Source organism: Achromobacter ruhlandii (genome assembly GCF_902859695.1).
Taxonomy (GTDB): Bacteria; Pseudomonadota; Gammaproteobacteria; order Burkholderiales; family Burkholderiaceae_B; genus Achromobacter; species Achromobacter ruhlandii.
This window is the reverse complement of record NZ_CADIJL010000003.1, coordinates 26,903-41,558: the sequence shown is the minus strand read 5'-3', so window position 1 is coordinate 41,558 and position 14,656 is coordinate 26,903. Positions and strand designations below refer to the sequence as shown.

At 64.0% G+C, this 14,656-nt stretch carries 12 protein-coding genes; 2 read left to right on the top strand and 10 right to left on the bottom strand.

Annotated elements, in window-relative coordinates; all coding sequences use genetic code 11:
- Positions 1–49 precede the first annotated feature (49 nt).
- Positions 50–931, top strand: coding sequence for a LysR substrate-binding domain-containing protein (locus HV742_RS04530; protein ID WP_049077297.1), 882 nt, complete (start codon positions 50–52; stop codon positions 929–931).
- A gap of 47 nt (positions 932–978) precedes the next feature.
- On the opposite strand, the gene HV742_RS04525 is transcribed toward HV742_RS04530, so the two are convergent.
- The 8 genes from HV742_RS04525 to HV742_RS04490 all read right to left on the bottom strand — a co-directional run bounded on the left by HV742_RS04525 (position 979) and on the right by HV742_RS04490 (position 11,147).
- On the bottom strand, positions 979–1,983 hold the full coding sequence (locus tag HV742_RS04525; protein WP_049077298.1) for an asparaginase: 1,005 nt from the start codon (positions 1,981–1,983) through the stop codon (positions 979–981).
- The gene (locus HV742_RS04520) at positions 1,976–2,893 is read right to left on the bottom strand and encodes a ParB/RepB/Spo0J family partition protein (RefSeq protein ID WP_026382435.1); all 918 of its coding nucleotides are present in this window, start codon (positions 2,891–2,893) and stop codon (positions 1,976–1,978) included. The genes HV742_RS04525 and HV742_RS04520 overlap by 8 nt, the downstream gene beginning before the upstream one ends.
- Positions 2,894–2,938: 45 nt before the next feature.
- Positions 2,939–3,754 carry a GNAT family N-acetyltransferase gene (locus HV742_RS04515; RefSeq protein ID WP_059268696.1) on the bottom strand — a complete coding sequence of 272 codons (816 nt, stop codon included), beginning with the start codon at positions 3,752–3,754 and terminating at the stop codon, positions 2,939–2,941.
- Positions 3,755–3,766: 12 nt separating this feature from the next.
- Positions 3,767–4,567 (bottom strand): ParA family protein, encoded by an 801-nt coding sequence (locus HV742_RS04510; RefSeq protein WP_049077304.1) that lies wholly within the window; start codon positions 4,565–4,567, stop codon positions 3,767–3,769.
- Complete coding sequence (gene rsmG / locus HV742_RS04505) at positions 4,564–5,253, bottom strand: 16S rRNA (guanine(527)-N(7))-methyltransferase RsmG (RefSeq protein WP_059268698.1); 690 nt, start codon at positions 5,251–5,253, stop codon at positions 4,564–4,566. The genes HV742_RS04510 and rsmG overlap by 4 nt, the downstream gene beginning before the upstream one ends.
- Positions 5,250–7,169 carry a tRNA uridine-5-carboxymethylaminomethyl(34) synthesis enzyme MnmG gene (gene mnmG / locus HV742_RS04500; RefSeq protein WP_059268701.1) on the bottom strand — a complete coding sequence of 640 codons (1,920 nt, stop codon included), beginning with the start codon at positions 7,167–7,169 and terminating at the stop codon, positions 5,250–5,252. The genes rsmG and mnmG overlap by 4 nt, the downstream gene beginning before the upstream one ends.
- Before the next feature lie 2,504 nt (positions 7,170–9,673).
- Positions 9,674–9,880 (bottom strand): cold-shock protein, encoded by a 207-nt coding sequence (locus tag HV742_RS04495; RefSeq protein ID WP_006389561.1) that lies wholly within the window; start codon positions 9,878–9,880, stop codon positions 9,674–9,676.
- 232 nt (positions 9,881–10,112) lie between these two features.
- Positions 10,113–11,147: an AbrB family transcriptional regulator gene (locus HV742_RS04490; protein ID WP_054418877.1), complete on the bottom strand. Its 1,035-nt coding sequence runs from the start codon at positions 11,145–11,147 to the stop codon at positions 10,113–10,115.
- 114 nt (positions 11,148–11,261) lie between these two features.
- Between HV742_RS04490 and HV742_RS04485 the strand changes: the two genes are divergently transcribed.
- Complete coding sequence (locus tag HV742_RS04485) at positions 11,262–12,428, top strand: pyridoxal phosphate-dependent aminotransferase (protein ID WP_059268703.1); 1,167 nt, start codon at positions 11,262–11,264, stop codon at positions 12,426–12,428.
- A 168-nt stretch (positions 12,429–12,596) separates the two neighbouring features.
- On the opposite strand, the gene HV742_RS04480 is transcribed toward HV742_RS04485, so the two are convergent.
- Both HV742_RS04480 and HV742_RS04475 read right to left on the bottom strand, forming a co-directional pair.
- Positions 12,597–14,123 (bottom strand): tripartite tricarboxylate transporter permease, encoded by a 1,527-nt coding sequence (locus HV742_RS04480; RefSeq protein ID WP_175144588.1) that lies wholly within the window; start codon positions 14,121–14,123, stop codon positions 12,597–12,599.
- Complete coding sequence (locus tag HV742_RS04475; RefSeq protein WP_049077319.1) at positions 14,120–14,557, bottom strand: tripartite tricarboxylate transporter TctB family protein; 438 nt, start codon at positions 14,555–14,557, stop codon at positions 14,120–14,122. Before HV742_RS04475 ends, HV742_RS04480 begins: the two co-directional genes overlap by 4 nt.
- Positions 14,558–14,656 lie beyond the last annotated feature (99 nt).

The following is a 14,656-nucleotide window of genomic DNA, read 5'->3' as shown; positions in this document are numbered from 1 at the left end:
TATTCCATAAGCGTTTCTAATACTTCCCCTGCCCTTTGCTGCACCCGCCATGCGCCATCTCGACCTCGACCTGCTGCGTACGCTGACCGCGATCGCGCGCCACGAAACGTTCTCCGAGGCCGCCAACCGGCTGCACAAGACGCAATCGGCGGTGACGCAGCAGATGCAGCGGCTGGAAGCGACGCTTGGCCTGCCCTTGTTCGAAAAGCAGGGCCGCAACAAGATCCTGTCCTCGCATGGCAGGCGGCTGGTGGAATACGCGCGCCATATGCTTGCCATCAACGACGAGGCGTTGCGCGCGCTGCAGGACGGCCCGCTGGAGGGCGACCTGCGCCTGGGCGCGCCGCTGGATGTGGCGGACACCATCCTGCCGACGCTGCTGACTCATATCGCGCGCTCGGCGCCGCGCGTGAAACTGGAGATCCGCACCGACCGCAGCCCGTTCCTGATGGACGCGCTACGCGCGGGCGAACTGGACCTGACGATCTCGACGCGTTTCGACCAGGACTTCGAAGGGGTGGCATTGCGCACTTCGCCCACGGTGTGGCTGGCTTCGGCCGACTATGTCCACGATGTGACCGCGCCCGTGCCACTGGTGCTTGCTGACGAGCCCAGTATCTTCCGCCGGCTGGCATTGACGGCCCTGGAACAGGCGCAGGTACGCTGGCACACCAATTACGTCGCGCCCAACCTGGTCGGCATCAAGGCCGCGCTGCGGGCAGGCTTGGGCGTGACGGCGCGCAGCGTCGAGCTGCTGGCGCCGGAAATGCGGGTGCTGGGAGAAAAGGAGGGGCTGCCGCCCTTGCCGGACGTGACCTACTTCCTGTGGATAAGGCGCGACCTGATCAATCCGCTGACGCGGCAGGTCTATGACATGTTGCGGACCAGCCTGGGGCTGGCGCATGGCGCGGATGCGCCGGTCGGTCCATGACGCCGGCGCGGGCATTCAAAGGCTGCCCCTTGAATGCCCTGCGTATCTCAATAACGATCGAAGCAGCGCTGCAGCGCCGCGGTGTCGCGCGTGACGCATAGTGCCAGCATCAGCAGGATCCTGGCCTTCTGCGGATTGAGATCGCCGGCGGCGATGAAGCCGAGGGCCGCGTCGTCCAGTTCGACATCCCGCGCGACGAAGCCGCTGCCGGTACGGCTGGACCGCGCCACCGCGACGCCGGCGGCCGCGGCGCGCGTCAGACCGTCGATGGCCAGGTCGGTGGCGTTGCCATCGCCCACGCCGGCCAGCACGATACCGTCGGCGTGGCGGGCGATGAAGTCGATGACGTCCGACTGCAGATTGGCGTGCGCATAGACGACGTCCACCCGGGGCCAGCCGGCCTGTTCCAGTAATGCGAGTGAAAACTCGCTTTGTGTCGTGTGGGTGGTGGTGTTGCGCGAATAGAAGCACGGCGTGCCGCCATGCATCACGCCGGCTCGACCGCGATTGGGCGACGCGAAAGCGTTGATGCCGGCGCTGGCGATCTTCTGGATCTCGCGGGCATAGTGCACGTCTTCATTCATGACGACCAACGGACCGCGGCCGCGAGCGTCGGGATGGCGCGCCAGCGCCACCGCGTTGTACAGGTTGGCGGGACCTTCCGCCCCCAGCGCGGTGGCCGGACGCATCGCGCCCACCAGCACCACCGGCTTGTCGTGCTGAATCACCAGGCTCAGGAAGTAGGCGGTTTCCTCGAGCGTGTCGGTGCCGTGCGTGATGACGATGCCGGCAACGGACGGATCCGCGCACAAGGCCTCGACACGCTGCGCCAGCGCGCGCCACACGTCGTGCGTCATGTTCTGGCTGCCGACGTTGGCAACCTGCTCGGCGCGGATCTCGGCCAGGTTCGACAATTGCGGCACCGCCGCCAGCAGATCGCCCACCGAGAACGAACCGGCCTTGTAGCCGGCGGACGTGGCATCGGCCTGGGCGCCGGCGATCGTGCCGCCGGTGGCCAGCACCGCGATAACGGGCAGCGCCTGCTCAGGCATCGACCACCCCGGACAGGCCTTGGCGCTCGAGCAGCGAATTCAGATGTTCCCAGCCGTGGAAGTCGATGACGATCTGGCCCTTTTCCTTGGCGCCGACCTTGAGCGCCACGCGCGTGCCCAGGTGATCGGACAGCGCTTCTTCCAGGCGCGTCAGGTCGCGCGACACGCCGTTGGCCTTTTTCTTGGGCGAGGCGGCGCTCTCGGCTTCCTTGGCGGTCTTGGCGACCAGCTTTTCGGCTTCGCGCACCGACAGGCGACGCGCGATGATCTGGTTGGCCAGTTGAATCTGCGTGGCCGCGTCCACCGCCAGCAGCGCGCGCGCATGGCCCATGTCGACATCGCCGGCCAGCAGCATGGTCTGCACCGCGGAAGCCAGGTTCAACAGGCGCAGCAGGTTGCTGGTGGCCGAACGCGAGCGGCCGATGGCCTGGGCGGCCTGCTCGTGGGTCAGGCCGAATTCGTCCAGCAGGCGGCGCACGCCATGCGCCTCTTCGAGCGGATTGAGGTCTTCGCGCTGGATGTTCTCGATCAGCGCCATGACGGCCGCGTTCTCGTCGGCGACTTCGCGCACCAGCACCGGCACTTCCTTCAGGCCGGCCAGTTGCGCGGCGCGGAACCGGCGTTCGCCCGCGATGATCTCGTAGTGGCCGGGCGCATCGCTCAGCGCGCGCACAAGAATGGGTTGCATGATGCCTTGTGTGCGAATCGACTCGGCCAGCTCGCCCAACGCGCCCTCGTCCATGCGGGTGCGCGGCTGGTATTTGCCGGCCCGCATCTTCGAAACAGGCAAGGTGGACGGCAGACCCTCGGGCTTGGCCGGGGCCTTGCCGATATTGTCGATGGCAGGCGCGTCGGCGCCCAGCAAGGCGTCGAGTCCGCGACCCAATCCCTTGGGTTTCTTGGTGGCCATAGTTAAATCCTCTTTCCTTCTGTTTTTGGTATCCCGAGCCGGGGCTCAGGCGGCCGCCTGCTCGGCGGGCAGGCGGTACCAATACGCGTAACAGTCTTTGAAACCGTAGCGGCCATACAAAGCGCGCGCGGCGGTGTTTTGCGGCTCCACCTGCAGGTAGGCCGTGCTGGCGCCGTCTTCGACGCACAGCGCCAGCAGATGGTCGACCAGCATCGCGGCGTATCCCTTGCGCCGCTGCGCCGGGTCCGTCACCACGTCGAACAGGCCTGCCAGATCACCGTCGCGCACGGCCATGCCGCCGGCCACGCAGGCGCCAGCGGCGTCGAATGCCAGCACCGGCAGGATATCCACAGCCAGGCCTTCCAGGCGCGCCTGGTGCTCGGCGATGTGCTCGGGGCGGGATTCGCGCATGCGTCCGACCGCCGCCGCAAAGCGGGCGGCGTCCACCGTCCTGAAAAGCAGATCGCCCCGGGCGGCCAGCCTGGGGGCGAGCGGCATGCTCATGACTCGGGTCTCTTCGGTAAGGAGGTAACCCCGGGAAGCCAGTTGGGCGTCCAGGGAGAAATCGGGGCCGATGGAGGTCAGGCGCAACACCATGGGCAAGCCATGGCGCGCGTACAACGTTGAACAATACGCCAGCCGCTCATCGAGCGGACGTGTGGATAACCCCAGCACATTGATGCTGCGTACCCGTTTGGCCGAAGACGGCGCGTAACGAACCAGCCAGCCATCGTAGAGCACCTGCGCGCGCACCGCCGTGGCGTTGAGCGCGGCCTCTTCCAGCCGCACGCGCAGCCCGTCCCGCACGTCGGCAGGCGGCGTGTGGGTGGCGTCCGGGGACAGGCGGATGACGGCGGACATGATGCGGACAGCTTATTTGTTGAGTTCACGGACGCGCTCGATCATCTCGGCGCCAAAAGAGATGTACGCCTGCGCGCCACGCGAGGCACGGTCGTACACCACCCCGGGCATGCCGTAGCTGGGCGCTTCCGCCAGGCGCACGTTGCGCGGCACGACGGTCTTGAAGACCTTGTCGCCGAAGTGCGATTCGAGCTGGGCCGACACCTGCTGTTGCAGGGTCATGCGCGGATCGAACATCACGCGCAACAAGCCGATGACGCGCAGGTCGTCGTTGATGTTGCGATGCACGCGCTTGATGGTGTTGACCAGGTCGGACAGGCCTTCGAGCGCGAAGTACTCGCACTGCATCGGGATGATGACGCCGTGCGCCGCGGCCAGGCCGTTCAGCGTCAACAGCGACAGCGTGGGCGGGCAATCGATGAGCACGAAGTCGTACTGGCTGCCGACGGTGTCGATGGCGGCCTTGAGCTGACGCTCGCGTTCGTCCATCTGCACCAGGTCGATCTCGGCGCCGGACAGTTCGCGGTTGGCGGGCAGCACGTCGTAGCCACCCGACTCCGAGCGCACGCGCGCCTGTTCGATGGTGGCTTCACCGATGAGCACCTGGTACAGGTTCGACTCGAGCGAATTCTTGTCGATGCCGCTGCCCATGGTGGCGTTGCCCTGCGGATCCAGGTCCACCAGCAGCACGCGTTGCTTGTGCGTGGCCAGCCCGGCCGCCAGGTTGATGGCGGTGGTCGTCTTGCCGACGCCGCCCTTCTGGTTGGCGATGCAGAAAACGCGGGCGGTCGAGCTGGGGGGTAAGTTCTTCATAGGGTTCCTTGACTGCGGCGCATCCAGATCAGGCAGCGTTCCGCTTGCAGCTCCGGCACCTGGAGCGGCTGTATGTGGTCGACCTGCCATTCACCACGCGCGTGCAGCGCCTGGATTTCATCATCCGGGACCTTGCCCTTCATGGCGACGAGGGTACCATCGTTGCCCACATGTCTGCCTGCGAGCATCGCAAAATCCTCCAAGGAGGCGAATGCCCGCGACGTCACAATATTGCAACCGGCCGGTTCCAGCGTTTCGATGCGCGCATGGCGCGCCTGCAGATTCGGCAATGCCAGCGCGCCGCTCATCTGCCGGACGAATGCGGTTTTCTTTTCAACGGCGTCGATGCAGGTCACCGACCATTCGGGCCGCATGACGGCCAGGACCACGCCCGGCAGGCCGCCGCCGGATCCAACGTCGTAGATCTTCGCCGGCGTGCCGGGCGCGCCCAGCGCCTGGCTGAAAGGCCCCACGGCGGCCAGGCTGTCGAACAGGTGCTGCACCAGCATCTGCCGTGGATCGCGAATCGCGGTCAGGTTGTAGGTCCGGTTCCAGCGCTGCATCTGCGCCAGGTAGTCGAGCAGCTTGGCGGACGCCGCGGCGTCCGCCTGCAGTCCGAGCTGCTCGAAGGCATGCGAGAGGCGGCCGGCCATGTCCGCGCCGGCCGGGTTGGGCTGGGCGCTCATGCGGCTTGCTTGCGCGAGCCGTAGTGCAGGCGCTTCAGGTGGATGAGCAACAGCGAGATCGCCGCCGGCGTCACACCCGAGATGCGGCCGGCCTGGCCGATGGTCTCGGGCCGGTGGGTCTTGAGCTTCTGGCGCACCTCGAACGACAGGCTGGTGACGGCGTCGTAATCGACGTCCGCCGGAATCGGCTGCTGCTCGTGCGCAATCTGCTTCTGGACTTCGTCCTGCTGGCGGGCGATGTAGCCCGCGTACTTCACCTGGATTTCGACCTGCTCGGCCAGCACCTCGTCGGCGGACACGCCCGGACCGGCCAGCAGCGTGCCGTCGACGTTGCGGGCGGCCATCAGCGCTTCATAGGAAACATTGGGCCGTTTCAGAAGGTCTGCAAGTGAGTACTCACGTTCAATCGCCTTGCCCAATAGCGGTTCGGCCACTTCCTGCGGCAGCACACGGGGATTGACCCACGACGACTTCAGGCGTTCAACCTCGGCCGCGACAGCATCCCGCTTGCGGTTGAAGGCATCCCAGCGGGCATCATCGACGATACCGAGCTGGCGGCCGATTTCGGTCAGGCGCAGATCGGCATTGTCTTCGCGCAGGCTGAGGCGATATTCCGCGCGCGAGGTGAACATGCGGTACGGTTCGGTCACGCCGCGCGTGACCAGGTCGTCCACCAGCACGCCCAGGTAAGCTTCGTCGCGGCGCGGCGTCCACTGCTCGCGGTCCAGCGCGGACAGGGCGGCGTTGACGCCGGCCAGCAGGCCCTGGGCCGCGGCTTCTTCATAGCCGGTGGTGCCGTTGATCTGGCCGGCAAAGTACAGGCCGGCGATCGCCTTGGTTTCCAGTGTGCTCTTCAATCCACGTGGATCGAAGTAGTCGTATTCGATGGCGTAGCCCGGGCGCAGGATATGTGCGTTCTCCAGGCCCGGCAGGGAATGGATCAGCGCCAGTTGCACGTCGAACGGCAGGCTGGTGGAAACGCCATTGGGATAGACCTCATGCGTGTCCAGCCCTTCGGGTTCCAGGAAGACCTGGTGCGATTCCTTGTCGGCGAAGCGGTGAATCTTGTCTTCGATCGACGGACAGTAACGCGGGCCAACGCCTTCGATGACGCCGCTGTACATCGGCGAGCGGTCCAGGCCGCCGCGGATGATGTCATGGGTACGGGCGTTGGTGTGCGTGATCCAGCACGGCAGTTGCCGCGGGTGCATGGCCACGTTGCCCATGTAAGAGAACACCGGGATCGGATCCAGGTCGCCGGGCTGCTCTTCCAGAATGCCGTAGTTGATGCTGCGGCCATCGATGCGCGGCGGCGTGCCCGTCTTCAGGCGCCCTTGGGGCAACTGCAATTCCTTCAGGCGCTGCCCCAGTGAGATCGCGGGCGGATCGCCCGCACGGCCACCGGAATAGTTCTGCAGTCCCACGTGGATCAAGCCATTCAGGAACGTGCCGGCGGTCAGCACCACTGTCTTGGCGCGGAACTTCAGGCCAACCTGGGTCACGGCGCCCACCACTCGGTCGCCCTCCACCATCAGGTCTTCCACCGCTTGCTGGAACAGCCAGAGGTTCGGCTGGTTCTCCAGGCGGCCACGGATGGCCTTGCGGTACAACACCCTGTCGGCTTGGGCTCGGGTGGCGCGCACGGCCGGGCCCTTTGAACCGTTCAGAATACGGAATTGAATCCCTGCTTCGTCCGTCGCCAGCGCCATCGCACCGCCAAGGGCGTCGACTTCTTTGACGAGGTGGCCCTTGCCGATCCCGCCAATGGAGGGATTGCAGGACATTTGGCCTAGGGTCTCGATGTTGTGGGTCAGCAGCAGCGTCTGGGCACCAGTGCGTGCCGCAGCCAGCGCCGCTTCGGTACCGGCGTGGCCGCCTCCGACGACGATGACATCGAATTCGCGGGGATAATCCATGATGGGGAGATAAGAGAGCGTTCGGTGCTCATTATAGAGGCAGGGGGGGCATGTTTCACGTGAAACATGGCCAAGCAGGGAAAAGCTGGTGGAGATGCGCCGAGCGTGTGCAAATTGGCAACGGGGCATGGGTCGCACGGCGTTTGAATATGTCGGCAATTGCCGGTGTTCAGGGGTGTTCCACGTGAAACAGCAAGTGGAACAATGCTCTGCCGGGATGTTTCACGTGAAACATCGACTGCGTAGTTACGCCTGGGCTTGTCCAATACCGGTCATCATCTAGGGAAAGGGGAAAGTGCCTGGGGCTGAGCGCAAGCATCGTTCCGCAAAAAAAGTGGGGCGCGCACTCGGCCAGCGATGTTTCACGTGAAACATCGCCGACTTCGGGTTGCCGTGACCGGACTTAAAGTACGTTACGCTGCCCTTACCTCTTGCCGCCAGTTAACCTCACCGACGGACTGTGCTTATGTTTCACGTGGAACATTGCTTTCTTCCACCGTAAGGTTGCGTCGTCGGTGGGGTAGCGTTTCAAATCGCCCTGACCTCCAGTCAGCATCTGACACCCTGCGTGCTTCCGCCAATAAGCACGTAGCCGGATCAGCCAGCCCCGGATCAATCTTCACAAATCCTCCCGCTGCTGTTCAATGTTCCACGTGAAACAACACAGATAAGAGCCTGAGCGCCTCTGTGACACGCCTACCAGGCGGTAGACAGTATCGGTGACATCCCGGTTTGGCACGTAAAGGGCATCTTCAAATTCAGCGCCTGAGTACGGCTATATCGATGTTCCACGTGAAACCAATGTCGAGAAAAAAGCGATTTTTCCACCCCTACCTCTACCCCACCCCTGAAATGTCGAATTTTTCGCCGTTTCACGTGAAACAGCGCGCTGCCAGACATCAACCACCGAGGCGCCCATCCTCAACACACATGCGCTTATTTGGCCCGCGCACTTTGAATATCATCCGTCATTCCCGTGAAACATTGCACCCCTAGGACAAACTTGTCGCACCTTCGCAGAGGCAATACCTAAACGCCGCCAGGAATCGACAAAGCGTATGGGAAACCCGCCATACGGGCGTTGGTCTATTCTTGGCGTCCCCGGAGAATTGATTCGCCAGTAACGCCACCCTTGGCAGCGCACAGCCAAGTCGGCTATGGGCTATTTCTGCCGGATCGAGGGCCCCACCCCTTGGCGAACCCCATCGGCGACTTATCAACACCCGGCGTCACATTCAAGACCCGGTTTCACGTGGAACAACTCTGGGGATAAGTTACTCGTCCGGCCCGGACTAGAATCTGCCGCGCTGGGCAAAAGGCGCAACGGTATTCTTCTCGTCACGGCAAATACCCAGATTCAGGAAAACACACAAAACCCCAAAGAGGTTGGAAAATTCGCCCCGACTCACATCCCGAGAACCCGTAACCGACGCGGCCATGAACCAGGAATTCCGGGCGTCGACGAAGGCCCACAAACCGGTGGAAAAAGATGTGGATAAGCCTGGACTATCGGCTCGATAAAGATAGCCTGGAGGGACGCGGCTGAGCCCGGCAGTCAGTGACTCCGGATCTCGAATATGAGCTGCGAGTTCGGGGCGGCCGCCGCGGGAACTTCAACATCGGCCAAGGGTCCAATCGCCGCCCGGATCTCTTCCTGGTGTTTTCCACATGCCGATCCCCCGGGCCGAGCCACCATCGCCGCGCTGTGCATAACTATGGACAGGCGACGCTTGAGGGGACAACTATCTTGCCTCTCTCCCCTCCTTCGCGCCATCATCCTTTCGGCTGAGACCCGCGAACAGGTGCCGAGCTTAATTGCTCGCGCTGTGGAAAAGTCATCGGGCCGTCGCGCGGGTCAAAATCTCTTCCACATGAAATAACCCCGCGTCCCAGAGCGGCAATCCGCCGCGACAATTGCACCGCGCGGGAATCGACTTACCCTGTTCCAGCACCGCTATCCCCATTTCTATCCACAGGTTGAGCACCCCTCTTTTGGCTATCCCGGGTGTCATTCTGTGCATAACCAGCATGGGGATATCTTTGTGAACAACCACCGCTGGAAGCGTGCAACATCAGCTTAGCGGCCCGGCAAAGGGCCCTCTGGCGAGCAGCGGCTATGGCCGTCCCGACACCGAAAATCGGCCGTAAGCGCCTGGTTTTCATAGGGAAAAGCACTCTTCTGGCTCGGTTCGCATAGGCTCGCCAGTATTGGCAGGGCGTGTTGCACGTCTTCTGGACAACGCGTCGGACTCATCACAAAAATGTGCAAAACCGTCATCCGCAAATCGCTGTTGCTTCATTACTGCGCAACGAATTGCTCATGTCCCAAAATAATTATCCACAAACTTATCCAAGGGTAGAAAATATGTTAGTGAACACTAACAATCGCTGTGGAACGCCCACACAGCCGCCCCACGCCAAATGAAACAACGCCCCAGACCGTGAGGTTCTGGGGCGTTGTAGCCAGGCCTGGCCTGGCGGACGGGAAATTGGGATTTCCCGATTTAGAGCGGGCGAATTTCGGCCGCTTGAGGTCCTTTCGGACCATCCTTGACTTCGAATTCGACTTCCTGGCCTTCGTTCAGGCTGCGATAGCCGCGGCCCTGGATGGCGGAAAAGTGTGCGAAAACATCGGTACCGCCGGCGTCCGGCGTGATGAAACCGTAACCCTTGTCAGCGTTGAACCACTTAACTTTGCCCTTCTGAGCCATTTTCCTAGCGTCCTGTAATTAACGAGATGCAATGAATCAAGGACGCCGTGAGAACTGAACGACCGGTAGGGATACCTGCGTTGCTGCTGCGTTCTCGCTTGCCGCAAAAGCGGCAGACAAGTCCGCGCGCTGCTTGAATCAACTGCGGAAACCAGCATACTCACCCCACATTACAGAGTCATATAGTTGTTTTCCCCAATGTCGTATTTTTCTGACTGGAAACCCAATACCGCTACGCGGAATTTGCCTGCCGCCGCGCCAGCCACGCATACATCGGACCCGTGACGAGCACGACGAATACCATGCGGGTCACGTGGAATGCGGTAACCACCGGCACGCCCAGCTGCAGCACCTTGGCCGTGATCGCCATCTCGGCGATGCCGCCCGGCGTGGTGCCCAGGATCAACGTCGGAATCGGCGCCGCAGACCATAGCGACAGCAACGCGCCCAGGCCGAATGCCAGCGCCAGCGCGACCACCGTGAACGCCGCCACCACCGCGATGAAGCGCGGCGCGGCGCGAAAGAAGTCCGGCCGATACCGATCGCCCAAGGACCAGCCGATCAGCAGTTGGCCGATCTTCGGCACGTAGTCCGGCAACGCCGACAGTTCGATGCCGAACGCGGTCAACGTCATCGCCACCAGCATCGGCCCCAATACCCAGGGATTGGGCCAACGCAACTTCATGAAAAGCAGGCCGCCGACACAGGTCAGCGCCACCAGCTCCGCCAGGCCCGCGCCATGCACGGTACGCGGCCCCGGCACGGTGGGATCCAGGCCTGCCACGCCCCACCACTGGAAGATGAACGGCACCGTCACCACCACCAGCAGCACCCGCACGCTGTGCGCAGTCGCCACGCGATCGATACGGGCGCCATGGCGCTCGGCCAGGCTCGCCATTTCGCTGGCGCCGCCGATCGCCGATGCAAACCAGGCGGTCTTGAAATCCGCATCGGTGTAGCGCCGCAGCAGCGCCGTGCCGATGAATGCCAACCCCAGTGCGAACAGCATGCCCGCAATGATGGGGCCGGCATTGCTGCCGATATGACCGATGACCTGTGGCGTGAAATACAGGCCCAGCGAGGTGCCGATGACCCATTGGCCGGCGTTGCGCGCCGGCCGTGGACACACCGTGCCGCCGCCCGCGATGCGCACCGCCGCGGTCAACAGCAGCGCGCCCAGCATCCATGGCAAGGGCAGATGCGCCCATACCGCCAGCAACGCGCCGGCCAGCGCGATCGCCAAACCGCCAACGACCCTCCACCACATGTTCCGAAGCACGATACCGCCCACGCCATAAGCTCATGAGAATCCCGAATTATGAGTTAGTGGGATACTTACGAAAACTCTTGCGCACACCCAGCGTTCCTTTTCGCGTCCACCATGATCCGATCCAAACTTCCCGACGTCGGCACCACCATCTTCACCGTCATGAGCCGCCTGGCCATCGAGCACAAGGCCATCAACCTGGGCCAGGGCTTTCCGGACTTCGATCCCGATCCCGCGCTATGCGCGCTGGTCAGCAAGGCCATGGCCGACGGCCACAACCAGTATCCCTACATGCCCGGCGTGGCGCCGTTGCGCGAGGCCATCGCCGCCAAGACGCAGGCCCTGTACGGCCGCGCCTACGATCCGGAAACCGAGATCACCGTCACCAGCGGCGCCACCGAAGCGCTGATGGCCACCGTGCTGGCCGCGGTCAACAGCGGCGACGAGGTCGTGGTCATCGAGCCGTGCTACGACTCCTACCTGCCCGCCATCCGCCTGGCCGGCGGCACGGCCGTGCCGGTGCCGCTGCGCGCGCCGACCGCGGACGATCCCTACTACCGCATCGACTGGCAGCGTGTGCGCGACGCCATCACGTCGAAGACCCGCCTGCTGATGCTGAACTTTCCACACAACCCGACCGGGGCGGTGCTGGACGATAGCGACCTGGATGCGCTCGAAGCCATCGTGCGCGATACCGGCGTGCTGCTGGTGTCGGACGAGGTCTACGAACACATCGTGTTCGACGGCAAACCGCACGCCAGCGTGGCGCGCCGCCCGTTGCTGGCCGAGCACGCATTCGTGATCTCGTCGTTCGGCAAGACCTATCACACCACCGGCTGGAAGATCGGCTATTGCTGCGCGCCGCGCCAGCTCAGCGCCGAGCTGCGCAAGGTGCACCAGTTCATGGTGTTCACGGTCCCGTCGCCGATGCAGTTCGCACTGGCTGAATTCATGCGCGACCCCAAGCCTTACCTGGCGCTGCCGGCCTTCTACCAGGCCAAGCGCGACCGCCTGTCGCAAGGCCTGGCCAAGACACGCTTCAAGCCGCTGCCCAGCCCCGGCACCTTCTTCCTGCTGGCGGACTACAGCGAAATCTCCAAGCAGAACGAAGCGGACTTCGCGCGCGACCTGACGGTGCGCCACGGCGTTACGGTGATTCCGGTTTCCGCCTTCTACCAGAAGCCCGACGCGGCCGAATCGAACCATCGCATCGTGCGCTTCTGCTTCGCCAAGAAGGACGCCACGCTCGATGCGGCGCTGGAACGCCTGGCGCAGGTCTGAGAACGTCTCGGATCAAGACAAAGCGCCCTGTCCGGGCGCTTTTATTTTGTCTCGACACAAAACGCGGCGATGAAAAAAAGAGCGCCGCGGCGCTTCTGAACGACTTCCGGCGTGACAGGCTCCGACGTCGCGCGGCCCCGTGCCGGCGGGGCCGCGGCGCGGAACACGTCACATCGGTTCGGCGGCAACCTTCCTGGCCCGGCGCGCGCGGCGCAGTATCTGCGGCACCACCACGACGGCGATGGCGGCCGTCCACAGCGCGATGGCGACCGGGCTGGCGAACAGCACCGACACATTGCCGTCGGTCATCGACAGGGCGCGGCGCAGGTTCTGTTCCATCATGTCCCCCAGCACCACGCCCAGCACCAGCGGCGCCATTGGCACGCCGAACTTGCGCAGGAAGTAGCCCAGCGTGCCGATGCCGGCCACCAGCAGCAGATCGAACGTGCCCGCGTTGATCGCGTACACGCCGATGTAGCTGATGCACAGGATGCCCGGCACCATCAGCCAGCCCGGCACCGACAGCACCTTCGAGAACAGGCGCACCATGGGCACATTCATGACGAACAGCAGCACGTTGGCCACGAACAACGAGGCGATCAGGCCCCACACCAATTCCGGCTTGGAATCGAACAGCACCGGCCCCGGCGTGATGTTGTAGAGCGTCAGCGCGCCCATCATCACGGCGGTGGTGCCCGAACCCGGCACGCCCAGCGTCAGCATCGGCACGAAAGAACCGATGGCCGAGGAAGTGGCGGCGGCTTCGGGCGCGACCAGGCCGCGCATGTCTCCCTTGCCAAACTTGGCATCGGGATCCTTGGCTTCGATGATGCGCTTTTCCTGCGAATAGGCCACGGCGGCGGCCACGCTGGCGCCCGCGCCCGGCAGCACGCCCACGCCGAAGCCGACGAAGGCGCTGCGCACCACGCTCCACCAGGTGAAGGCCAGCTCTTTCAGGTTGAACAGCTTGCGGCCGCTGGGCTTGACCTCGACACTGTGCCCCGCCATCACCTTCTCGAGCATCTCCAGCATCTCGCTGACCGCGAACAGCGCGATCACCACCACCACGAAATCGATGCCGTCGGCCAGGTGCACCGAGTCGAAGGTGTAGCGGTATACGCCCGAATTCGCATCCACGCCAATCACCGAGATCGACAAGCCGATCATCGCCGCCAGCACGCCTTTGATGGGCTGCTTGCCGAGCAGACTGGTCAGGCAGCAGAAGGCGAAGATCATCAGCACGAAGTATTCGGCCGGACCGAAGGCCAGCGCCCATTTGGCCAACAGCGGCGCCAGCAGGATGATGCCCACCACCGACACGATGGCGCCGAAGAACGCCGACCACGCCGACAGCGACAGGGCGACGTTGGCCAGCCCCTGGCGTGCCAGCGGATAACCGTCGAGCGTGGTCATGATGGCGCTGGCCTCGCCCGGCACGTTCAGCAGGATCGAGGTGATGCGGCCGCCGTATTCCGCGCCAACGTACACGGCCGCCAGCAGGATCAGCGCGGTCTCGGGCGGCAGGTTCATGGCGAACGCGATCGGGATCAGCATCGCCACGCCGTTGATCGGGCCCAGGCCGGGCAGCACGCCGACCATGGTGCCGAAGAATGAACCGATCGCGGCCACCAGGATGTTGGTCCACGACAGCGCCACGCCAAAGCCGATCGACAGGTGATCGAGGATTCCGCTCATATCAGGTTCTCCAGCAGTCCGCCGGGCAGGACCACGTCCAGCACCTTGTCGAACAGGACAAAGAAGAAAGCGCTCATGACGATGCCGCCGATCGCGCACTTGGCCCAGCCGCCGCCGAACAGGCGGCCGACGAAGACCGTCATCAGCGCGGTGGCGATGATGAAGCCGAGCCACTGGAACAGGAACGCATACGCCGCGGCGAACACCACCATCAGCGCGATGCGGCCATTGGCGCCGGCGGGATTGGGCTCGACCGCGTTGCCGCCCTTGTAGGCCAGGCGCAACCCGCACAGGCCGATGATCAACGCCAGCAGCAGCGGGAAGGCGCGCGGGCCCACCGGTTCATAGGCGAACGGTGCCTCGATGCCCCACCCCGCCCAGGTCATGAAGGCCGCCAGCGCCAACGCCGCGATGCCCAGTATTCGATCGTTCATGATCAGCTTTCCGTTAGTAGAAGGACCGCGCGGCGCAAGCCCGCCCCGGCCGCCGGTTGCGGGCCGGCGGCACAAGGTGCGCGTTCACCCGCGCGCGGT